The following is a 22,457-nucleotide window of genomic DNA, read 5'->3' as shown; positions in this document are numbered from 1 at the left end:
AGGTTCCAGCGCTCTCGGTTCAGGACCACCAGTGGGGGGCACGTTCGACGTTGAGCCGGTGGCAACCGAGTCAACGTCGAACGTCGAACGTCGAACGCAGAACGGGTTTTACTTCGCTTCCCCGGACAGGCCGAAGGCGTCGTGGAGCACGCGGACGGCGAGTTCGGTGTACTTGGAATCGACCACGACGGAGATCTTGATCTCGGAGGTGGAGATCATCTGGATGTTGATCCCTTCCTTGGCCAGCACCTGGAACATCTTGGTGGCGACGCCGGCGTGGCTGCGCATCCCGAGGCCGACGATGGAGATCTTGCTGATGTTCTCGTCGGTGAGGACTTCCTTGGCGGAAATCGCTTCGGCGGCCTCCTTGGTGATCGCCAGGGCCTTCTTGAAGTCGGCCTGGGGCACGGTGAAGGTAAAGTCGGTGAAGCCCTGCTCGCTTACGTTCTGGACGATCATGTCGACGGAGATGTTCGCGTCGGAAAGCGGCGAAAGGATCTGGGCCGCGATTCCCGGCTTGTCGGGAACGTGCATCACGGCAATTTTCACTTCATCCTTGGCATACGCGATACCGGAGACGAGCACTGCTTCCATATCTTTATCCTCCTTGGTAACCATAGTTCCGAGATTTTCATTGAAGCTGGAGCGGACGTGCACGTCCACGTTGTATTTCTTGGCGAACTCGACGGAGCGGATCTGGAGCACCTTCGCCCCGAGGCTGGCCAGTTCGAGCATCTCCTCGTAGGAAATGCGCTCGATCTTCTTGGCGTCCTTGCAGATGTTCGGGTCGGTGGTGTAGACCCCGTCCACGTCGGTGAAGATCTCGCAGACGTCCGCTTTGAGAGCGGCGGCAAGGGCGACCGCCGAGGTATCCGAGCCACCGCGCCCCAGCGTGGTCAGGTCGCCGGCAGCGTCGACCCCCTGGAAACCGGCGACGACCAGGATGGTCCCCTCCTTGAGGTCGGCGCGCATCTTGGTATCAGGGATCTCCTCGATCCGGGCCTTGGCATGGGCGCTGTCGGTGACGACCGGGACCTGGAAGCCCAGGTAGGACTTCGCCTTGTACCCCATCGATTTAAGGCACATGGCCAGCAGCGCAATGGAGACCTGCTCCCCAGCGGCGACGAGAACGTCGTACTCGCGGTTATCGGGGAATTCGGCGATCTCGTTGGCCAGTGCGACCAGTTTGTTAGTCTCTCCTGACATAGCGGAAACAACCACCACCATATCGTTACCGGCGTCGTAAGTTTTCGCGACCCGCTTGGCAACGTTGCGAATCCTTTCGATGGAACCCATCGAGGTGCCGCCATACTTCTGGACCACCAAAGCCATGTCAGTCCTCCTTTTGCTAGACAATGATCCGACGGCATCAATGCCGAGCGGTTGAAACACCTTTAATACCAAGAACAAACGGGCGAAGTCAAAACATTTTTCTACTAAATCCGGTAGACAAAGGAATGTTTTGCCGAAGTCCGGCGCCGTGGATGAATCGGCGATGTTCTATTCCAGTGGATACGGAATAAAAAAGCGCGGCGAGCCGCGCTTTGCTACCTTGTATCAGCCGGAAAACGCCCTCACCCAGAGCCCCGAAGCGCCTCGATGATTTCCCTGGTGCGGGGCCCGGAGCCCTCGAACGCCACCCGGCGCGAGTCATGCTCCAGGTGGGCCAGGGTCACCGAGATCACCTCTTCGGGAAGTTCATCTTCCAGCCGCTCGGACCACTCGACCACGCAGACCCCCTTCCCGTAAAAGTACTCCTCGAAACCGAGCGCCGCCGACTCCTCGGCACCCTGCAAACGGTAGAGATCGAAATGGTAGAGGGGGAGACGCCCCTGGTAGACGTTCAGTATGGTATAGGTCGGGCTGGTCACCGGCGTCGCCGGGTCGACCGCGAGCCCCGCGGCAATTCCCTTGGCAAACTGCGTCTTGCCGGCCCCCAGCTCCCCGAACAGGGCCACGAAATCACCCGGACCGAGCAGCCTTCCCAGGCGCAGCCCCAGTTGAACGGTGGCCTCGGCGCTCGACGTTTCCACTACCACCATGCGTCAGCTCACCATGGACCGGATCATGTCGATCCGCCCGATCACGCCGACCAGGCGCATGCCGTCCACCACCGGGATGGTGTGGACCTTTTCCCGGGTCATGATGTCCGCCACCTCGTTGACCGGGGTCTCCGGAGCAACGGAGCGCGCCGGGGCGGTGAAGATGTCGCCGACGGTCTGCCCGGTCATCTTCTGCAGCTCCTTTTCGAAACGCTTGTCGCTTTCCAGGTAGATGACCCAGTCGAAGATGGAGACCACGGTCGGGATGTGGAGGCTCTTGTCCTGCTCGATCAGGTCCGTTTCGCTCACCATCCCGAGGAGCTCGCCGTTGTCGTCGACCACCGGGACGCTGCTGATGCGCTTTTGGAAGAAAAGGTCCGCGAGCTCGCGGATGGTGGTTTGGCGACGGACCGTTACTACGTCCTTGGTCATGATGTCTTTTGCCTTTAGCATGTCGGTTCTCCTTGGTGTGGTTCGGGCAAAGCGGCGGACGTCAGCCGCCCAGACGGGAAAGCGCCAGCGGAATCTTTTCCTGGACGTCGGTGGCATGCATGCCGACCCCGCACCCTTGGGCAGCGAGCAGATCGGCGGCAAAGCCGTGCAGGAAGACCCCGAGCCGGCAGGCATCGAAGGGGGGATACCCCTGACCCAGGAGGGAAACCAGGATCCCGGTGAGGGTGTCCCCCATCCCCCCCGACGCCATGCCGGGGTTGCCGCTGCCGTTGACGGCGTAGCGGCCATCCGGGGCGGCGATAACCGTCGCGGCCCCCTTCAGTATGGTATGGACACCGTAGCGGGCACTGAACCCGACGGCGGTGGCGATGCGGTCGCGCTCGACATCGGCGACGCCGCCTCCGGTGAGCCGTGCCATCTCGCCCGGATGGGGGGTAAGGACGGTCACCCTCCCCTGCCTTTTGCCGAGGAGCTCCGGCGCGGCGGCCAGGGCGTTCAGCCCGTCGGCATCGATCACCATCGGCACCTCGAGTGCCTCGACCAGCCGCTGCACCAGGAAAAAGGTGGTGCGGGCGGCACCGATCCCGGGCCCTAAGGCGACGGCGTCTTTGCCTTGGGCGAGGTTTTCAAGAAACGGAAACGCTCCGGCGGTGAAATGGCCGCGGCCGTGGTCGCCTACCGGAACCGTCATCGCCTCGGTGGTCTTCACCTCAAGGATCGGGTGCACCGATTCCGGCACCGCAAGGGTCACCAGGCCGCCGCCGGTCCGGACCGTGCTCGCGGCAGCCATGGCCGCAGCCCCGGTCTTGCCGGTCGAGCCGGCGACGATCAGGGTGTGGCCGCTGCTTCCCTTATGCGCGGTTTTCCGGCGCGGACGGACCAGCCGGGCCGCAGCAGCGGCGTCGACAAACTCTCCGCCCGGGGCCGCATCAACCACCTGCTTCGGCATGCCGATATCCACGATCACCAGTTTCCCGGAGTGCTCGGCGCCGGGGAATTGAACATTGCCCAACTTGGCGAGGGCAAAGGTGACGGTCAGCTCTGCCTTTACCGCCACGCCGAGCACCCTGCCGGTATTGGCATCGACCCCCGAAGGGAGGTCGACCGCTACTACCGGGACCCCGGCGGCGTTGATGGCACCGATCGCTTCGGCGTAGACGCCGGTGACCTCGCTTTTCACCCCGGTCCCCAGGAGCGCGTCGACGACGAGGTCGCTCGATGGGAAGAGTTCCGCGTACGCCGCTACCCCCTCCGGAGCGATAATCACCCCTTCCCCGCCCAAACGTTCCAGGTTGGTCGCGGCATCCCCCCGGATCTGGTCCGGGCTGGCGAGAAGCAGCACGGTAGCCTGCCACCCCCGCTCCCGCAGGTACCGGGCGATGACGTAACCGTCCCCGCCGTTGTTCCCCTTGCCGGCAACGATCAACACGCGCCGTCCCGAGGCGGCGCCGAAGCGGTCGCAGATGGCATCGGCGCAGCCGCGGCCGGCGTTTTCCATCAGGGTGAGCCCGCTGATGCCGAACTCACGGATGGTCCGCTGGTCCATCTGCTGCATGGTTTCGCCGCTGACGACCTTCATCTAGCGCTCCAGGATGACCATGGCGATCGCCGAACCGGCGTCGTGGGAAAGGGACACGAAACAGGCGGTGCAGCCGGCCTGGCGGTACTTCTCTTCGGCGACGCCGGACAGCTTCAGTTCCGGCTTGCCCAGCGCGTCGTTGACCACCTCGATCTCCTTCCAGCAAAGCCCGTCCCGAAGCCCGGTGCCGAGCGCTTTCAGAAAGGATTCCTTGGCGGCGAAGCGCAGGGCGTAATGCTGGGCGGCGAGCTTCTTGCCGGAACAGTACTGCATTTCCGCCTCGGTGAACAAACGGCGGAAGAGCGCGTCGTTATTCTGCTGCAGGAACCGCTCGAAGCGGGCTATTTCGACGATGTCCACACCGGTGCCGACGATCAAGAATGGTCTCCATTATTCTTTGCCGATCAACCCAGGAAAGGGTCGGGGTGAGGATGGGGTTCTCATGCCGGCAACGATTGAGCGGGATCAACTCATAAAGTCGGACCTAAGCTCTTTCCTGCATGATCGACATAGAACTTCCCGCGCTACATTCAATACAAATCCAACACCCACTCAGCAATGGTAGCTCAAAGAGAACTCATTGTCTCATTGTTTCATTGTCTCATGGTCACTGGAGAGGCTTTTCTTCCACTGTTCCACGAAGCCAGGGAGGTCAAGGGCCCAGTTAGCCAAAGCCTTCCTGAAGGCTTCCTCCACCGAATCCTTCTCACCCAGGTATTTCAGGACGTCCCGCACCGCCTGCCATCCATAGCTCGCCACCAGGTACTTCACCATGGAATAGCTCTGCTGGTAGGCAAGGCCAGCATCGCTCCCGCCGAATCCGGCAAAGGGCCCGCTCAGGGTTGCCAGTCCCATGAGCTTCCCCTCTTTGCCGGCAGGGGCCAGAAAGGAAAGCGGCGGGTTGAATTCCCTCCGCCCCTGGTACTCGGCCAGCCCCTCGTTGAGCCAGGTAGGGACGTTGCCGCCGGTCAGTTCGGCGACGAGGACATGGGTGTATTCATGAAAAAGGACGCCACGCAGCTGGGGGGTCATCTTGGCTACGTTGCCGAGCGGCAGACGGATCTTGCCGTCGTAGAGGCCGCCGGACCAGTCGGGTCCGTTGGTGATGACGCGATAATCGCTTTTGAGGTAGAGAAGGACCGGAATGCGCCGGTTGGGGAAGAGGCCGAAGTCGCCGCCGACCTTGTTGTAGGCACTCTCCAGGGCGTCGAGCACTTCGGCGGAGAGGCCGGAGGGGAGTTCGGCGTCGAAGCTCACGTCGAACATGGAGCTGTACCCCTTGTCCATGCGCGTCTCGACGGGAAGTTCCTTCTCCAGCTTGGTCAGGAACTTCTGCGCCATTTCGTTTTGGGGCTCCAGCTCCAGCGCCCGCCGCCAGGCGCGCAGCGCCTCTTGGAGATCGCCCGTGTCGTAGGCGATCCTTCCTTCGAACAAAAGAGCGGTGCAGGACTCTTCGGCTCGCCCCAGCTCGGAACGGGCCGCATCGTACTGCTTGCCGAAGTAAAGTGCCACCCCGCGCATAAGCATGAAGTCGGAGCGTTCGGGAAGGATTTCCTCGGCTTGGCCGAAGTAGGCGGCCGCTTCCGGATAATGCCCGAGTTTCAGCTCCCGCTGTGCGATGAGCGCATACACGGTGGCCAGGTCGTTGCGCAGCCCTTCATTGTAGGGAAAGAGCTCGCGTTCCCGGCGCAGCTGTTCGACCGACTTGTCGTACTCTCCCCGGTTGATCTCCTCCTTCAGGACGGCCGCCGTGGGGGGCGTCGCCCGGCAGAGCGCCGGGGCGGCCAGCAAAAAGATCAGGAGGATGGGGAGCCAACGCATCACCGACCCAGGGACTTTCGGACCGCGGCGGCAATCCCTTCCGCGTTCAGCCCGTAGCGGGCCAGAAGCTCGTGCTGTTCCCCCTGTTCCACAAAGGCGTCCGGGTAGCCCAGGCGGGTGACCGCGGTCTCGGTGAGCTCCTCTTCCTCGAGTACTTCCAGAACCCCGGTACCGAAGCCGCCCTGCAGCACGTTTTCCTCCACGGTGATCAGGCGCCCCTTCGCCGCGAGCTTGATTACCAGCTCCCGGTCCAGCGGTTTGATGAAGCGCGCATTGCAGACGGCGACCTCGATCCCCTCGGCGGCGAGGGTTTCGGCCGCCCGCAGCGCCTGGTACACCATGGTACCTACGGCCATGATGGCGGCGTCCTTCCCGTCGCGCAAAAGTTCCCCCTTCCCTACCGGAAGCGGCTGCAGGATCTGCTCGATGGGAACCCCGAGACCGCTGCCGCGCGGGTAGCGGACCGCACTGGGACCATCCAGTTCGAGCCCGGTCTGCAGCATGTGCTGCAGCTCGTTTTCGTCCTTGGGCGCCATGATGGTCAGCCCCGGGAGCACCCGAAGGTAGGAAAGGTCGAAGACCCCGTGATGGGTCGGGCCGTCGTTGCCCACGACGCCGGCGCGGTCGATAGCAAGGAGCACCGGGAGGTTCTGCAGGCAGACGTCGTGGAAGACCTGGTCGTAGGCGCGCTGCAAGAACGACGAATAGAGCGCAACCACCGGACGGAACCCCTGGGCGGCCAAACCGGCCGCGAAGGTGATCGCGTGCTGCTCGGCGATACCGACGTCGAAGAAGCGCTCCGGGAACTCCTTGGCAAAGGGAGAGAGGCCGGTGCCGTCCGGCATGGCGGCGGTGATCGCCACCACCTTCTCGTTCTCCCGGGCAATCTTCTTCATGGTCTCGCCGAAGATGCCGGTGTAGCTTGCCGGGCCGCCTTTCCCCTTGAGCACCTTGCCGGTCTCCCGCTCGAAGGGGCCGACCCCGTGGAACAGCGAGGGATTCTTCTCGGCGGGGGGATACCCTTTCCCCTTCTTGGTCACCACGTGGATCAAGACCGCATCGTCGAACTTGCGGACGTTTTCCAGGGTCTCCAGCAAAAGCGGAATGTTGTGCCCGTCGATCGGCCCGATGTATTCAAAACCGAACGCCTGGAAGAGCATGCCCGGGGTAAAGAGCCCCTTGAGGGACTCCTCGGCCTTCTTGGCGATCTGCAGCGCGGAGGTGCCGACCATGGGAAGGGCCTTGAGAAAGGCGCCGACGTCCTTTCGGATCCGGTGCACGAACTCGTTGGTGACGGTACGGGAGAGGAGCTCCGACATGGCCCCGACGTTCTCGGAGATGGACATCTCGTTGTCGTTGAGGATCACCACGAGGTCCTTGTTCAGATCGCCGGCGTGGTTGAGCGCCTCGTAGGCGATCCCGCCGGTCATCGACCCGTCGCCGATCACCGCGAGGACCTTGTTGCGGGCCCCCTTGAGGTCACGCGCCACCGCCATGCCCAGCGAAGCGGAGATGGAGGTCGAGGAGTGGCCGACGTCAAAGACGTCATGGGAGGACTCGGCGCGCTTGGGAAAGCCGCTGATCCCGCCCAGGGTGCGCAGGGTGGAGAAGGCCTCCTTCCTCCCGGTGAGGATCTTGTGCGCGTAAGCCTGGTGGCCGACGTCCCAGACGATCTTGTCGTAGGGGGAGTCGAAGACCCGGTGCAGGGCGATGGTCAGCTCGACGACCCCCAGGCTCGGCGCGACGTGGCCGCCGTTTTTGGCACAGGTGTCGATGATCTTGTCGCGCAGCTCGCCCGCAAGTTGTTCCAGTTCCCTAAGCGAAAGCCCGCGCAGATGCTTGGGTTCCGTAATCCGATCAAGAAGGGCCATTTAGGATTTCCGTTTCACGATATAGGATGCGATGGCACGCAGCGGCTCGGCCTTCTCGTCGAAACGGGCCAGGGCGTCCAGGGCCATTTCCACGAGTTCGTTGGCGCGCTGTTTCGAGGCTTCCAGCCCCATGAGGGCCGGATAGGTCGCCTTGCCGCGTGCTTCATCGCTGCCGGCGTCTTTGCCGAGCTCTTCGGTGGTTCCCTCGACGTCGAGGATGTCGTCGGCGATCTGGAAGGCAAGTCCGACCGCTTCGCCGTAGCGGGTGAGCGCTTCGAGGCTTGCGGCATCGGCGCCGCCGACCAGGGCGCCGGCGCGGACCGAGGCGCGGATCAGGGCGCCGGTCTTGTGGGTGTGAATGTAGGAGAGGGTCGCGAGGTCCACCGGTCCGCCCCCTTCGCTTTCCATGTCGACCACCTGGCCGCCGACCATCCCGTGGGAGCCGGAGGCGTGGGCGATCTCCTGGATCACCCTGACGCGGGCGGCCGGGTCCAAATCGCCCCCTTCCCGGGAGAGGAGGATGAACGCCTCGGTGAGGAGCGCATCGCCGGCCAGGATGGCGGTTGCCTCGCCGTATACCTTGTGGTTGGTCGGGTTGCCGCGCCGGAAATCGTCGTCGTCCATGGCCGGGAGGTCGTCATGGATCAGCGAGTAGGTGTGGATCATCTCCATGGCGCAGGCCGCCGGAAGGGCATCGGCCGTCTTGCCGCCGACGGTGTCGCAGGCGGCCAAAAGCAGGATCGGGCGGACCCTCTTGCCGCCGGCGAAAACGGAGTAGCGCATCGAGCTGTGCAGCGAGGTGGGCAGTTCTTCAGCGCGCGGCAGGTACTTCTCCAGCGCGTCGTCAACCACCTGGCATTGCTTCTTCAAATATTCCTTAAGATCCATCGTCATCTCACTTTCATTTATCTCGTTCCCAAGGTCCACTTTGGGAACGGAACAGTTATAGGAAGCTCCAGCTTCGGAAACGATCAAACCATTCAGCTCGTTACAAAGCTGGAGCTTCGAAAGACAGGCGTGGTCCCCTGGTGGACCTTGGGACTCAGGCCAAAGACCCGCTCACCCCGCTCCGCTCCCGGCGGGAGAGGGAGTGCTCAGGTCAGGCGGTGCCGAGGTCCTCTTCGAAGGGACGCTTGGCAAAACTGCCGTCGCGCTGTTTGAGCAAAAGCTCAACCCGCCGTTCCGCCTCATTGAGCTTCTTGCTGCAGAAGACGGAGTGCTTCACCCCCTCCTCGAATGCTTTGAGCGACTCCTCCAGAGAGAGTTCGCCCGCTTCCAGCTTCCTTACGACTTCCTCGAGTTTCTTCAGCGATGTCTCGAATCTTTCCACAGCCATGGGTGGGCCTCTTACAAATCGGGTCAGAAAGAATTGCCGCCCTCGGCTATGCCTGCCAGGAAACGGCAAACGGGTAACCGAGAGTAAAAAGAACGTTATTATACAGAAGTGGGCGGGGGCGTCAAGGATTCGTCAAGCTGGACCGCATCCACCTTACAGTGAGCGCTTCCGGAGGATAAAACGAGTTTGAGCCGGTCCCCAGGGTTGAGCTGTGCCGCCGAGGTAACGACCGAGAGTTCGGGGAGTTTCTGGACGATGCTGTAACCGCGGGTCAGCGTCGCCAGCGGAGAGACGGCATGCAGTTTCCCCGCGTTGAGTTTGAGCCGATCGCGGAACGCGGCAAGCCGGCGCTCCTTGGCCTGGATCAGCCGCAGCTCGAGGGTCCCCAGGCGCTCGCGCACCTTCTCGAGTTGCAGGGCGGGATTCTGCAGCGCGAGCCGGTTGGCGAGCCCCTCGATCCGCTCGGCCCGCCGGACCAGGAGCAGCTCACCTTGCCGCAAGACCCGCGCCTGCAGGTCGTCGGTGCGCTGGATCAGGTGCCCCAGGAAGCGCGAGGGGTCCTGCACCGAGCGGCTCAGGTAGTTGACCTCGGCGCGGCGCTGCCCCAGGATCCGCTCCATGGCGACGATGAGCCGATGGGTCCGCGCGTCGAGGTCCGCGGTAAGCTCGGCCTTGCTCTGCACCACGAGCTCGGCGGCGGCCGACGGCGTGGCCGCCCGCAGGTCCGCAACGAAATCGGCGATGGTAAAGTCGATCTCGTGCCCCACGGCCGAGATGACCGGGATGGCGCTTTCGTGGATGGCCCGGGCGACCACCTCCTCGTTGAAGGCCCAGAGGTCCTCCAGGCTCCCCCCTCCCCGGCCGACGATCATCACGTCGAGAGAGCCGTAGCGGTTCAGGTCGGCGATCGCGGCGGCGATCTCCTTGGCGGCGCCTTCGCCCTGGACCTTGACCGGCGCAATCAGCACCTCGACGTTGGCAAAGCGGCGCGATAGCACGGTGAGGATGTCCCGGATGGCGGCCCCGGTGGGCGAGGTGACCACGCCGATCCGGCGCGGCAGTTTGGGGATCTCCCGTTTGTGAGTCTCCGAGAAAAGCCCCTCGCGGGCCAGGCGCTCCTTGAGCTGGATGAAGGCAAGCTGCAGCGCGCCGATTCCCTGCGGCTCCAGGGCGTCGGCCACCATCTGGTATTCGCCGCGCGGCTCGTAGAGGGTGATCCGGCCCCGGACCAGGACCCGCATCCCGTCTTTGGGCTGAAAGGTGACGCTGCGCGCCGAGGAGCGGAACATGACGCAGCGGAGCTGGGCGCCGGCGTCCTTCAAGGTGAAGTAGACGTGCCCCGACTGCGGGCAGGAGAGGTTCGAGATCTCCCCCTCAACCCAGACCCGGTCGAAATTCTCCTCCAGCACCCCCCGGATCAGCCCGGTGAGCTGGGTTACCGTGAGCACCCGCCGCTCCTTGAAAAGTTCCATCACAACCCCTTGGCACGAATAGGAAAAGTCCCCTTTTGCAGGCACTTGCCGTTTCTAACACGTCCCGGCTCCGCCTGTCAAACCGGTTGACCGTGCCGGGGGGGAAATGCTAGTATCCCGCGCATGAAAAGTTACCCCTATGTAATTACGGTTTCCTCGGAAAAAGGCGGCGTCGGCAAGACCACCCTGGCGATGAACCTCGCCATCTTCCTCAAGGCGCTGCACGAAGACCTTCCGGTGTCGATCTTCTCCTTCGACAACCACTTCTCCATCGACAAGATGTTCTCCATCAAGGGGCAGCCGCTGACCGGCAGCGTCGCCGATCTGCTCCAGGAGACCCCGGGGGCGCAGCTTCTGCACACCGGGCAGTACGGCGTCAACTACATCCCTTCGTCGAACTCGCTCCCCGAGCTTAAGGGGAACCTCAACGGGCCGATGACGCTGGCGAAACTCCTCGCCAACTCGGAGATCCCGGGGATCGTGGTGGTGGACACCCGTCCGGACCTCGACATCATGACCCAAAACGCGCTCTACGCCGCGGACCGGGTCATCGTCCCGATCAAGGACATGGCGAGCATGGACAACTGCCGCAACATCTTCGAGCTCTTCGACAAGCGCGGGCTGGACCGCAAAAGCCTGACCCTGATCCCCTGCCTGATCGACGAGCGGATCAAGTTCGACGGGCTCTTCAAGGACCAGAAGACGCTGTTGCGGGCCTTTGCCATCAACCGCGGCTACCGCTGCCTCGACCTCTTCATTTCCAAAAGCCCCAAGGTGGAGAGCCTGAACACCAACCCGGACGGCAGGATCTACCCCATCCTGACCCACGGCCGCGGCACCGACGTCTACACCCAGTTCACCCAGCTGGCCCAGACCATGCTGGAGGAGTACCGCGCCACCGCCGAGCCCCGCTCGGTCCTGTTCGACCGTTGGCAGAAAGAGGAAAACCAGCGCAAAAAGGACGCCTACTTCGGCCGGCTCACCGGGATCAAGTCGCAGTGCCTGGTCTGCGGCGAGGAACTGCGGCAGGACGCGGAGATTTCCTTCTACTGCGAGGCCTCCGACGGCGGGGTCACCGGATTTATGGAAGCCGATTGTTTTGCGAGCTTTTTGATGTCGGCCATCTACAACATCGACGACAACCTCCCGGCGGACGATCCGACCCGGATGATGATCAACGAGTCGGCGCAGGAGTCGGTTTACGTGCTGGATCCGGTGGAGGGAGAAGGCCGCCGCAGCGTGAATTTCCACCGCTTCGACCTGACCGGCGGGCACCTGCTCAAAAAGGAATTCCCGCTGGCGACCGCCCCGCAACGGGACCGTTTCTCCACGCTGGTGGAGGGGACCCTGGCGGGATACGAAGGGAACCTGAGGGACGCCTTCCTCATGGTGCACCCGATCCCCGGCGACAGCCCCGATTCGATCCTGGTGGAGGAGAACTACCGGGAGATGGCCAAGCTGAAAAGGATGATCGCCTCCCAGATCTGATCGAGCCGTCCCTACGAGTAAAAAAAGCCCCCCTCACCATCCGGCGCGGGGGGCTTTTTTATCCCTTTTTTCTTTCCGGGTCGTAGGCAACGGACCGGGAGGATGCGGGCACCGCTACCGCACTAGTTTGGATACATGCACGAAGGTGATCCCCTCCCGGGCGATTCCCGGCAAGGCGCCACGGAGTGCGCGAATGGTTGCGGGATGCGGGTGGCAGATGGCGATCGCGCTCCCCCTCTTCCGGGCGATGGAAACCGCCTGCTGCAGCTGTTTCCGGATCAAGGCATCATCCTGCACGTTGTCCAGGAAAACCTGCCGTGCGGCCGTCTTCACCCCCAGCTCCCGCGCCGTTTCCAGCCCCACCGAGGCCGGCGAGGTGCGGCTGTCGATGAAAAACATCCCCCGCTCCTTGAGCACCGTGAGAACCGTTTCCATCTTTCCCGCATCTTCGGTGAAGCGCGATCCCATGTGGTTGTTCGCGCCCACGGCGAAAGGGACGGTCTGGAAGTAGCCCTTCACCCGCTGCGCGACCTCGGCGTCATCCATCGAGAGGAGCAGCCCGATCTTTTCCATGCGCTGCTTCGGGTACCCCTGCGGCTCCATCGGCATGTGGACCATTACCTCGGCCCCCGCACTGTGGGCGATCTCGGCGACCGCCTTGGCCTTGGCGAGGCTGGGGATGACGGAGAAGGTCAACGGCTGCCCGATGGCAAGGAGTTCCCGTACCTCCGATACGTTGGTACCCATGTCGTCGATGATGATGGCGACCGTGCCGGAACCGTGCGGACGCGGTGCCGGCTCGACCGGCTCTTTTTTCTCCGGGGCGGCCACCGCCGTGCTCATCGGCTGCTGGGCCGGCGCAGTCCGCTCCGGCATCTTCAGATGCAGCGGCGTCTCAACCTTCTTCTGCTCCGGAACGGAAACCTTCTTCCGGGTCTGCTCGAGAAGCAAAACCACGACGACGATCACCGCCAGAACCACGAGCAGCGCCACGTACGGCGGGCGGCCGCCGCTGGACTTGCGCCGGTTTACTGCCTTACCCTTCTTTGCCAACCCAAAGCCTCCTACCCAAAACTCACCTGCACAAAGCCGACCAGCGGCCGGCATCGCGCCCGGAAGGGCGCTCCCACAGAGAAATCCGGCAGCCCTTCCTCAAGAAGGGGAATGCCTGCTGCCGACCAGCCGTTGCATCGCGGCCGAAAATGCCGCGCCTGTCGTATCAACGCTCCATCGGGCAAAGTGCCTACACGAAGACAAAAAAAATCGGACAGCAGGCTATGCTGTCCGACCGGTGTCCCTTGTCCCGAAGCAGGAGGCAATCTCATGAAACAGCGAGACGCATACTATCGGAATCAGGAAGCTAACGCAAATGAAATCAGGGGCCTGGAGCAGCCGGTTTCCGCGGCAGTTCAGGCCCCAAACCCGGCTACTTGATTGCCTTTTCGTGCACCTCTTCCTTCGGGCTGGCAACGCCCTTGGCGATGCCGAGCAGCACCATGATGGCCGGGATGAGCTGGGCTACCACGATGATGGCGCAAAAGCCGAGGAACACCCAGACGAAGATCCCGCTGTTGTCCGTCCGGGAGCCGGCGGCAAAGGCGTTGGTTGCGGGGCCGAGCAGAAGTGCGAGTGCCTGGAGATACGCGCTTTTCGTTTTCATGACTAACCTCCTCTGGTTGCTCCGTCTTAATGCGAGTGGCAGTTCTGGACACTGGCAAGGGCACATCGGACTGCTTGTCGTATCTCTTCACGCCCTTCGGCTCCGAGCGGTCTCAGTGCGTGGTAGAAGATGCCTTCCTTTCTGACTTTGCGGATCAGCGGCAGCGGCACCTTGTCCGATACGAGTATGATGTTGACATCCTTCCGGCACTGTTTGAGGAGCGGGATCAGATCCGCGGCCCGTAATTCGTCGAACTCTTCCCCGAGGAGAACCACCTGCGCGCTCTTCTTGAGGATGTCGTAGAGGGCCTGGGCCGCGGAGCTGGTTACCGTCACGTCGTACCCCTCCTCGATGAGGAGGTCGGCGAGAACTCTCCGCGCTGTCTTGTCTTTATCAACAATGAGAAGTCCCATCTCTGTCCCCTTTTTGGGCGGGTCGCCTGCGGCCTGCGCTGTCGTTACATTCTCGCGTCCTTATGGGCGGTGTCGGGGTTCTGTTTCGTGGTTGCGAAAAGCCCCTTCACCATGCCGATGAAAAGGGTCACCGCAGGAACCATCTGGAACACGACGATGAGTGCGACGAAGCCGATGAAGGCGATGGTAAGAATTCCGAGACCGTTTGCCTCACCGGTGGCGGCATAGGCCGGGGTTGCGGCGGCGATCAATGCGGTAAGTGCTTTCGTGGTCGTTCTCATGGCATCCTCCGTCTGGGGCTCCTGTATGGTGTCGACCTTTGCCCTTTACGTAGCACCGTGCGTGCCAGAGCGTGCGCCACGACGAAATACGTTCCAACCAGCTGATTTAACAGTGGTAAATTTTTCCACCGGTCCAGGAAGGTGCCACAGATGTATAGTCAATTGCTTCCGAAAAGGGGGAGAAAGCAGGCGGGACCGTGAGGGTTTGTCTGGCTAAGATACTGAAATGACAACAGGAAAGTCGACCAATGGGTACGTATAAATTTCATATACATGGCCGGAGGCGCCGCGTGGACAAGAAAAGCCCCCAAGGATTCCGGGGGCTTTTCATTACTATGATCAACACGCTTGCCGCGTGGAAAGACGGTTATTTCTCTTGCTGCCGCTCCAGATGGACCATCGGCTGACCGCAACAGGTCGCTTCCACGTCGCACGCGGAGCCGTCCGGGTTGCAGTTGCAGGTCTTGGCAACGGTCAGTTCGGAACTGCATTCCGAACTGGCGCAAACCAGTTTTTCGCCCGGTTGCGTTTTCATCTCTCCCCACCTCCATGAACGTTTTTTAACCACCATTTCATACTAGCATCCCAAGGCGCGGTAATTCCATAGAATTCCCGGTCAGTCCGGCCGTCCGGTCAGGTATTTCTTTCCCTCGGGCCACAGATCGAGCACCTGCCGCATCAAGGCTATTTCGCCGATATGGTAGGAGTTGTGGCAAGCGGCCACCAGTACCTCCCGGAACACGGTGTAGCCGGGGGCATGCGGAATGGGGGCGAAAAGATCCACGCCGGGATCGTGCACCATCTTCTTCAGGGCCTCCAGGTCCGCCTGGACCGATGCGATGCTTTTCTGCCACTGGGCTTCGCTGGCTACCGCGTCCGGCGCCGGCCGGTATCCTTCCGGATAATTGGGCGAGACATGCCTCGGGTTGCGGATGAATGCCAGGATGTCCCACTGCGCGATTCTGATGTGCTCGACGAAGTGCCAAAACGAATACGGGGTCTTGGGCGGCTTCGTGTTGATATGCGCCAGGGGGAAATCCTCCAACACCTCCTCGAAGGTCATGTGGGCATTCCCTCCCTCCAGAAGTTGCATCAGCTGTTTGCGCATTTGCTGCTCCCTTTCCATGGTCTACCTCCTCGGTCGGACGTTCCGGCAACCGGCACAGTCTACCACCTTCCCCGACGCTCACCTGCCGATACTGCGCAGGACGCAAGCCCGGGCAATCCTTTCCCGGCGCGCCGCCGCGGTACGGCATTCATTCCCATTTCCGGCACGTTAGCCTCATGCAAAGGCGCGGTTGCACGAAGCAGCGGCTGTTGTAGACTTCGTCTCTGTTTTTTCATTTCATTAGCTACACCTAAGCTTCCAAGGAACCTGCCCATGGATGCCTACACCAGGATTTCGATCTGTGAAAGCTTTCGCCGCGCCGTGGCATCCAACACTACGGCGATCCTCGACGGTGACGCCGGCCAGGACCCGGTTTTCGACTTTGCCTACTCCACCGTGGAGGGGCTGGCGGCCCGCCCCCGACGTCTTGAGTGCCGCTTTCTCTACGACCGCGCCGGCAGCGAACTTTTCGAAAGGATCACCGAGCAGCCGGAATACTATCTCACCCGCACCGAGACCGCGCTCCTTGCCGCCCATGCCGAGGCCATCCGGGCGATTACCGGTGCGGTAACACTGTCCGAGCTTGGTTCGGGAAGTTCCCTCAAGACCAGAATCCTGCTCCAGGCGTGGCTGGAGCGCGGGGACCGGGTCCGCTACGTTCCCATCGACGTCAGCCGAAGCGCCCTCTCCGGAGCCTGTCGCCTCATCGAATCCACCTTCAGCTCCGTGCTGGTCATCGCGGTGAACTCGGAGTACCGCTGTGCCTTTCCGCTCTTCCGGGAACTTTCGCCGCTGCTGGTCCTCTTTTTGGGGAGCAGTCTCGGCAATTTCTCCCCCGGCCATGCCTCCGTCTTCCTCGGCGCCCTGGCCGCCTCCCTCTCCGCGGACGATTTTCTCCTCCTGGGCCTGGATCTCGCCAAGGATCCCGAGGTCATCGAGCGGGCCTACAACGATGCCGCCGGCATCACGGCTGATTTCACCCGCAACATCTTCGCCCGGATGAACCGGGAGTTGGGGAGCCGCCTGAACGTGGATTCGATCCAGCACGTGGCCCGCTATCTCCCGGACCAGCAGGAAGTCGAGATCAAGGCCCAGTTCACCGCCTCTCAGGTGATCACCGTCTCGCAGCTGGGCCAGCGGTTCCCGATCCGGGCCGGGGAGGCGATCGAGGTGGAACGGTGCCGCAAGTATTCCCTGGAGGCCGTTCTCCCCTACCTGGAATCCTTCGGTCTGCACTGCGAAGCGACCTTTACCGACGACCGGAAATGGTACGCGCTGGTGCTGCTGCGCCGGATCTGAAGGGGCGGATCCGATCCCTTCCTTCCCCCCTTCACTGTAACGGGAGCCGGCTGGCAGGTAACGCTTCGTCGCGAAACGGAAAAAGCCTGCCGGGAGGGCCCGGAACGGTCGCCTTTCGGTTCCGCAACGAGACCTACTTTAAAGGAGGCACCATGCCTTGCATTACCGACGGGGTTACCAACGGGCTTTGCGGGATCTGCCCGGCGGGGTGCTTCGTGACCGTCACCCTGGAAAACGGCCGGCTGGTCCGGGTCGAGCCGCGGGAAGGGCACCCCTTGGGGATGATCTGCCGCATCGGCAGCCGCGCGCCGGAAATCGTCCACGACCCGGACCGCGTCCTCTATCCCCAGCGCCGCAAGGGCCCGAAAGGTAATTACGAGTTCGAGACGATCAGTTGGGACGACGCCTACCAGTTGATCGTGGAGCGGTTCAACCGGATCAAGTCCGAGTCCGGCCCCGAAGCGGTGGCCATCTACACCGGACGCGGCAGTTTCGACATGGCTTTATGCGACATCTTCCAGCCCGCCGACGTCGCGGTCTCTTCCGCCTCCAGCGTCCTTTTCCCGTTCGGCTCGCCCAATACCCTCGGCGTAGGGGCGCTCTGCTACGTGTCCTTTGCCATGATCGCCCCCCACCTGACCATGGGCGAGATGCTGGTCACCATGGAAACGGACCTGGAGCAGGCGGAGCTGATCGTCCTTTGGGGGGCGAACCCCGCCACCGACTCCCCTCCCCTCGCCCACCAGCAGGTGCTGCGCGCCCGCGAACGGGGCGCCCGGATCATCGCCATCGATCCGCGTCGCAACGAAACCGCCCGGGAAGCCGAAGCGGAATGGATTCCGATCCGCCCCGGCACCGACGGCGCGCTCGCGCTGGGGATGATCAACGTCCTGATCGAAGAGGAGAGCTACGACGAGGAATTCGCCCGCAACTGGACGGTGGGCTTCGACGAGCTGGCCCAGATGGTCCAGCATTATCGTCCGGAGGTCGTGGCAGGGATCACCGGCGTCCCCGAGGAGACGGTGCGCTCCCTGGCGCGGTCCCTGGCTACCTCGCGCGGGGCGTCGCCGGTGATGTACTCGGGACTGGAGTATTCCGACAGCGGCGTCCAGGCGATCCGTGCCGTCTTCACCCTGTGGGCCCTGGCCGGGCAACTCGACGTCCCGGGCGGGCTTCTCTTCCGGATGAAGGAAAACATCTTTCCCCAGAACCGCTCCCGCCTCATCCCCAACCCGGACCTGAAGAAGGCCCTGGGCCGGGACCGGTTCCCGGTCTACAGCGCCTATCGCGGCGAATCCCATGCGATAGCACTCCCCGATGCGGTGCTTAGCGGATCCCCCTACCCGATCCGGGCACTCGCGGTCCTGGGGGGCTCGATCATCACCGCGTGGCCCAGGCCGGAAATATGGAAGAAGACCCTGGGCTCGCTGGACTTTCTGGTGACCATCAACCGCTATCACACCGCCGATTCCGCCTACGCCGACCTCGTCCTTCCCGCCACCACCTATTTCGAAAACGTCTCCTACATGCGCTACGGCCCCCTTTTCAAGATCCGTGAGCGCCTGGTCGAGCCGCAGGGGGAGGCCCGTAACGACTTTTTGATCCTGGCCGAACTGGCCCGGCGCTTGGGTTACGGCAACCGTTACCCCCAAAGCGAGGAGGATCTGCTCCGCTTCGCCCTGGAGGGGACCGGGTTCGATCTGGAAGAGGTTCGCGCCAACGACGGGGAGGCCCGGCTGAAACCGGTGCTCATGCAATACAAGAAGTGGGAAAAGGGGCTGCTGCGACCCGACGGTGCCGCCGGGTTCAACACCCCGAGCGGCCGGTTCGAGATCGCCTCCTCGATCCTTGCCGAAAACGGCTATGATCCCCTCCCCGTCTACACCGAGCCGGCCGAGGGACCGTTGGCGGCACCGGAACTGGCGCGGGATTATCCGCTCGTTTTCAACTCCGGGACGCGCACCTATTACGACTTCCGGACCCAGCACCATGGCGTACCGGGGCTGGCGCAGCACCTGGCGGAACCGCCGGTGACGCTCAACGACCAGGACGCATGGGAACTGGGAATCTCGGATGGGGACCGGGTCCTGGTGGAGAGCCCGCGCGGTGCGGCGCGGTTCACGGCGCGGGTCACCCCCGACATCGTCCGGGGGGCGATCGACGCCGCGATGGGAGGGGGGGGGCCGCTCGGGTCCGCACCGTGGCGCGAATGCAACGTAAATGAACTGACCGACCTGGGGCGTTTCGACCCCATTTCCGGCTTCCCGGTGTACAAGACGCTCCTTTGCCGGGTGCGCAAGGAAGAGCGCGGGGCCCGGGACCGCTCGGCTCCTTCAATCCGCGGCACTCGGGAAAAACCGGTGGCGCTGCACCGTGCCGAACCGCGCGAGCCGGGAAGAAAGGTCTACCTGGACAACAACGCCACCACCGAGGTGAGCTCCGAGGTGCGCGAGGCGATGCTCCCCTTCCTTTCCGCCGAGTGCGGCAACCCCTCCAGCATCCACTCGTCCGGGAGCCGGGCCCGTGCCGCGGTGGAAGGGGCGCGCCGGGTCCTGGCGCAGGCGCTCAACTGCACCGCCCGGCGCATCGTCTTCACCGGCGGAGGCTCCGAAGCCAACAACCTCGCCATCTTCGGGGTGCTGCACGGCTGCGACGAGGGGCGTCACCATATCATCGCCAGCGCTGTCGAGCATCCCGCCGTCCTCGCCCCCTGCCGGGCGCTGCAGCGCGAAGGCTATCTCTTCACCCTGCTCCCGGTCCGCCCCGACGGCACGGTGGATCCTCAAGCGCTCAAGGAGGCGCTCCGCCCCGACACGCTGCTGGTCTCGGTGATGCTCGCCAACAACGAGACGGGGGCGATCCAGCCGGTCCGGGAACTCGCCGAAATCACCCACGAATCCGGCGCCCTTTTCCATTGCGACGCCGTCCAGGCGCTGGGGAAGATCCCGGTCGACGTGGAGGATCTCGGGGTGGACCTCCTCTCGGTATCGGCCCACAAGCTCCACGGCCCCAAAGGGCTGGGAGCGCTCTACATCCGCAAAGACGTCCCGGTAGCCCCGCTGATCTGGGGCGGTGGCCAGGAACGCGGCCTCAGGGCGGGCACCGAGAACGTGCCGGGGATCGTCGGGTTCGGCCGCGCGGTAGAGCTTGCGGTACAGCGGCTCAACGCCGGAGAGGAGCAGCGGCTGGCCGAACTGCGCGACCGGTTGGAGGAAGGGGTGGCAAGGCTTTTGCCGGGGGCGACCCGAAACGGTCCCCGGGAGGCGCGGCTGGCCAACACCCTCAACCTGACCTTGCCCGAGATCCGCGGCGAGTCGCTGGTCCTCTTCCTGGACCGCAAGGGGATCGCCTGTTCGTCCGGGTCGGCATGCAAATCGGGTCATCCCGATCCGTCGCCGGCACTGCTGGCGATGGGGCTTACCCCGCACCAGGCCCACTGCTCGATCCGTTTTTCCCTCGGCGCCCAAACCGGCGCCGACGACATCGCCTACCTGTTGCAAAGCCTGCAAGAGATCCTGTCCGAAACCCGCAGCGCGGTCCGTTTCGTGGCGTGCCGGTGAGGCTCCGGAACCGCCACCGGCTGCGGCCAACCACCAATCCCGGTACAGACGGAGGAAAATACGATGAGCAGATGCGTGGTAAAGCCGATATGCGAGGAACACTCGGGATGCCTGAAGGAGGAACCGTCCTGCCCCTATGCGGCGAAGTTCGGGTTCAGCATCCACTGTGAGCATCCCGACCATCGCCAGATGGCAGCGGAATCGGTGCATTCGTTGGGGCGTTTGGAATTGACCCGGCGCTACCGGGAGCTGAGGGAATCGAGGCGGCGCAACTTCATTGCCGACCTGGGGATGCCGATGCAGGAGTGCGTGACACGGATCGTGAACATCATCAAAAAGGATTACCCGGAGCCCAAAGTTGAACGCAAGGAGGAGCCGGTCGAGGAGAAGTAAAGCCTGGCGGCAGGGGGGAAGGGAGCAAGACGAGAAGACCCGGGAGAGTGGCCTCCCCCGGGTCTTTTATTCGCTACTGCATCCGCGACACCAGCCGGTTCATTTCCGCCTCTTTTTCCAGCGAGGCGTCGATGGCATTGCGGCAGGGATCGGTGCTGCAGAGCTTGCGCTGTTCGGTCAGCATTTTCTCGGCCTCGGGGAAGCGCCGGGCCTTGGTCAAAAGCCGCGCCAGGTCGGTGGCCGGGACCGAGGGATCCAGGGAAACCTTGAGCGATTCGCGGTACAGCTCCTCGGCTTGCTGCAGCTTTCCTTCCTTCTCGACCAGAATCGCCTCTTCGCGCAAAAACGATCCCTTGATCGCGTTGAAATGGTGCGGCGGCAGCGTCTTGGCCAGCGCGGCGGCGTTGGCCCGGAAGAAGGTATCGGCCTCGGCGACCCGCTTGTTGGACAAAAGGGCCGCGAGGATGCTCCGCACCGACTCGATGTTCTTCGGGTTCAGCAAGTACGCCCGGCGGTACAAGGCGACCGCGCCATCCACGTCCTCGGCGGTGTAGCGCTCGTGCCCCTGCTGGGTCAGGCACCAGGCGAGCGATTCCTTGAGGACATCGCTTTTGGGATCCTCTTTCAGGGCCTTTTCCAGTTCCTTGCATGCCTCCGGCGCACGCCGGAGCCCGACCAGGATAACCGCCCGGGAGGCCTGCAAACCGGCCAGATCAGGGTAACGGGAGGCAGCGTGGTCGAGCAGGGTCAGCGCGGCGTCGTACTTTCCTTCCTGGATCAGCCGCTCGACCTGCGAGTTGAAGAGCTTCACCAGGGCGCCGTTGCGCAGGAACTGGCGCTTGTCCTTCTCCTTGGGAATGCCGAACGCCTTGTCCTGGAGGCGGTATCCCTCGTCGTAACGCCCCACCGCGCAGTACGCGACGGAGAGATAGAGACAGGGATCGAGCACCCCGTCCGAATCGACCCCCTGCGTTTCTTCCAGGATCCGGATCGTCTTTTCAAATCCGCTGATCGAGGCCTCGACCTTGCCGGCGGAGTACGCTTCGAGCGCGGCATTGTAGCTTTGCTGGGCATCGAACCTGCCCGCGCTCTTCTTGAACACATCTGCCCCGTCCTTATCGGTGCTGCGGATCAGGTTGAGGGTCGCCGTATCGAAGTTGCATCCCTTGCCATCCGGCGGCAGGGGCGCCTCGTGCATCACCCCGGTCAACCCGCGCGGGTTCTCCTGGAGGGAGATGCGATGACCGGTCCCCCCGGAGGGATCCGGGTATTCGATGTCGAGCGTGGCGGGGTCTTTTCCGGTGACTTTCCCCATCTGGATGTCCGGAGCGGTGAAGTAGGCGAGGATCCTGTCCCCTTCATGCTGCAGCACCATCTCCATGGGGAGCTTCTTGCCGGGGGTCATGTCACCGCAGGCATTGCCGGACACTTTTACTATCTCGAGGTCACCCTTGTAGTACGTGCTCTCGGCGTGGGCGGCGAGCGAGGAACAGAGGATGGTGCAGGAAAGGACGGCACTAACTGACAGATATCTCATAGACTTCCTTTTCACAGGTAGGTCAAGCGACCGGTTCCAAATAACGCTGCCGGGAACAATCTCCCGCAACTCTCACAGCAGGCAGCATGAGGCTTTTTTCGCTCCCTATGCTATCATGCAGGTAGGGAGCTAGGCAAAGCATTA

Annotated in this window: 21 protein-coding genes; 4 read left to right on the top strand and 17 right to left on the bottom strand. The window is 63.0% G+C overall.

The window, feature by feature from the left end:
* Positions 1–108: 108 nt before the first annotated feature.
* The 10 genes from JFN93_RS16510 to xseA all read right to left on the bottom strand — a co-directional run bounded on the left by JFN93_RS16510 (position 109) and on the right by xseA (position 10,574).
* A complete protein-coding gene (locus JFN93_RS16510; RefSeq protein WP_199385223.1) occupies positions 109–1,332 on the bottom strand; it encodes an aspartate kinase in 1,224 nt (407 codons plus the stop codon).
* A 242-nt stretch (positions 1,333–1,574) separates the two neighbouring features.
* The gene (gene tsaE / locus JFN93_RS16505) at positions 1,575–2,042 is read right to left on the bottom strand and encodes a tRNA (adenosine(37)-N6)-threonylcarbamoyltransferase complex ATPase subunit type 1 TsaE (protein ID WP_199385222.1); all 468 of its coding nucleotides are present in this window, start codon (positions 2,040–2,042) and stop codon (positions 1,575–1,577) included.
* Positions 2,043–2,045: 3 nt separating this feature from the next.
* On the bottom strand, positions 2,046–2,495 hold the full coding sequence (locus tag JFN93_RS16500; protein WP_199385221.1) for a CBS domain-containing protein: 450 nt from the start codon (positions 2,493–2,495) through the stop codon (positions 2,046–2,048).
* 40 nt (positions 2,496–2,535) lie between these two features.
* Positions 2,536–4,074, bottom strand: coding sequence for an NAD(P)H-hydrate dehydratase (locus JFN93_RS16495; protein ID WP_199385220.1), 1,539 nt, complete (start codon positions 4,072–4,074; stop codon positions 2,536–2,538).
* Positions 4,075–4,452, bottom strand: a complete 378-nt coding sequence (locus JFN93_RS16490; RefSeq protein WP_199385219.1) for a holo-[acyl-carrier-protein] synthase — start codon at positions 4,450–4,452, stop codon at positions 4,075–4,077.
* A 207-nt stretch (positions 4,453–4,659) separates the two neighbouring features.
* A complete protein-coding gene (locus JFN93_RS16485) occupies positions 4,660–5,895 on the bottom strand; it encodes a peptidase MA family metallohydrolase (RefSeq protein ID WP_199385218.1) in 1,236 nt (411 codons plus the stop codon).
* The gene (gene dxs, locus JFN93_RS16480; protein WP_199385217.1) at positions 5,895–7,766 is read right to left on the bottom strand and encodes a 1-deoxy-D-xylulose-5-phosphate synthase; all 1,872 of its coding nucleotides are present in this window, start codon (positions 7,764–7,766) and stop codon (positions 5,895–5,897) included. Before dxs ends, JFN93_RS16485 begins: the two co-directional genes overlap by 1 nt.
* Positions 7,767–8,654: a polyprenyl synthetase family protein gene (locus JFN93_RS16475; RefSeq protein ID WP_199385271.1), complete on the bottom strand. Its 888-nt coding sequence runs from the start codon at positions 8,652–8,654 to the stop codon at positions 7,767–7,769.
* Between the two features lie 211 nt (positions 8,655–8,865).
* A complete protein-coding gene (locus JFN93_RS16470; RefSeq protein WP_199385216.1) occupies positions 8,866–9,102 on the bottom strand; it encodes an exodeoxyribonuclease VII small subunit in 237 nt (78 codons plus the stop codon).
* A 98-nt stretch (positions 9,103–9,200) separates the two neighbouring features.
* Positions 9,201–10,574: an exodeoxyribonuclease VII large subunit gene (gene xseA, locus JFN93_RS16465; protein ID WP_199385215.1), complete on the bottom strand. Its 1,374-nt coding sequence runs from the start codon at positions 10,572–10,574 to the stop codon at positions 9,201–9,203.
* Between the two features lie 123 nt (positions 10,575–10,697).
* Between xseA and JFN93_RS16460 the strand changes: the two genes are divergently transcribed.
* The gene (locus JFN93_RS16460; RefSeq protein WP_215907788.1) at positions 10,698–12,062 is read left to right on the top strand and encodes a ParA family protein; all 1,365 of its coding nucleotides are present in this window, start codon (positions 10,698–10,700) and stop codon (positions 12,060–12,062) included.
* A 114-nt stretch (positions 12,063–12,176) separates the two neighbouring features.
* On the opposite strand, the gene JFN93_RS16455 is transcribed toward JFN93_RS16460, so the two are convergent.
* From JFN93_RS16455 to JFN93_RS16430, 6 genes are all read right to left on the bottom strand, one after another.
* The gene (locus tag JFN93_RS16455; RefSeq protein ID WP_199385213.1) at positions 12,177–13,115 is read right to left on the bottom strand and encodes a divergent polysaccharide deacetylase family protein; all 939 of its coding nucleotides are present in this window, start codon (positions 13,113–13,115) and stop codon (positions 12,177–12,179) included.
* A gap of 373 nt (positions 13,116–13,488) precedes the next feature.
* Complete coding sequence (locus JFN93_RS16450) at positions 13,489–13,722, bottom strand: hypothetical protein (protein WP_199385211.1); 234 nt, start codon at positions 13,720–13,722, stop codon at positions 13,489–13,491.
* 26 nt (positions 13,723–13,748) lie between these two features.
* Positions 13,749–14,135: a response regulator gene (locus tag JFN93_RS16445; protein WP_199385210.1), complete on the bottom strand. Its 387-nt coding sequence runs from the start codon at positions 14,133–14,135 to the stop codon at positions 13,749–13,751.
* Between the two features lie 44 nt (positions 14,136–14,179).
* The gene (locus JFN93_RS16440) at positions 14,180–14,416 is read right to left on the bottom strand and encodes a hypothetical protein (RefSeq protein WP_199385208.1); all 237 of its coding nucleotides are present in this window, start codon (positions 14,414–14,416) and stop codon (positions 14,180–14,182) included.
* Between the two features lie 367 nt (positions 14,417–14,783).
* Entirely contained in the window at positions 14,784–14,951 is a 168-nt protein-coding gene (locus JFN93_RS16435; RefSeq protein WP_199385207.1) for a hypothetical protein, read from the bottom strand.
* Positions 14,952–15,032: 81 nt separating this feature from the next.
* Positions 15,033–15,542: a DinB family protein gene (locus tag JFN93_RS16430; protein WP_199385205.1), complete on the bottom strand. Its 510-nt coding sequence runs from the start codon at positions 15,540–15,542 to the stop codon at positions 15,033–15,035.
* A 255-nt stretch (positions 15,543–15,797) separates the two neighbouring features.
* Here JFN93_RS16430 and egtD point away from each other — a divergent pair, with 255 nt between their 5' ends.
* From egtD to JFN93_RS16415, 3 genes are all read left to right on the top strand, one after another.
* Positions 15,798–16,823, top strand: coding sequence for an L-histidine N(alpha)-methyltransferase (gene egtD, locus JFN93_RS16425; protein WP_199385201.1), 1,026 nt, complete (start codon positions 15,798–15,800; stop codon positions 16,821–16,823).
* A 152-nt stretch (positions 16,824–16,975) separates the two neighbouring features.
* The gene (locus tag JFN93_RS16420) at positions 16,976–20,383 is read left to right on the top strand and encodes an IscS subfamily cysteine desulfurase (RefSeq protein ID WP_199385199.1); all 3,408 of its coding nucleotides are present in this window, start codon (positions 16,976–16,978) and stop codon (positions 20,381–20,383) included.
* Positions 20,384–20,446: 63 nt separating this feature from the next.
* A complete protein-coding gene (locus JFN93_RS16415; protein ID WP_199385196.1) occupies positions 20,447–20,776 on the top strand; it encodes a hypothetical protein in 330 nt (109 codons plus the stop codon).
* A gap of 73 nt (positions 20,777–20,849) precedes the next feature.
* On the opposite strand, the gene JFN93_RS16410 is transcribed toward JFN93_RS16415, so the two are convergent.
* Positions 20,850–22,313, bottom strand: coding sequence for a tetratricopeptide repeat protein (locus JFN93_RS16410; RefSeq protein ID WP_199385195.1), 1,464 nt, complete (start codon positions 22,311–22,313; stop codon positions 20,850–20,852).
* Between the last annotated feature and the right edge of the window lie 144 nt (positions 22,314–22,457).

This window comes from Geomesophilobacter sediminis (genome assembly GCF_016458275.1).
Taxonomy (GTDB): Bacteria; Desulfobacterota; Desulfuromonadia; order Geobacterales; family Geobacteraceae; genus Geomesophilobacter; species Geomesophilobacter sediminis.
This window is presented reverse-complemented; position numbering and strand designations above follow the sequence as displayed.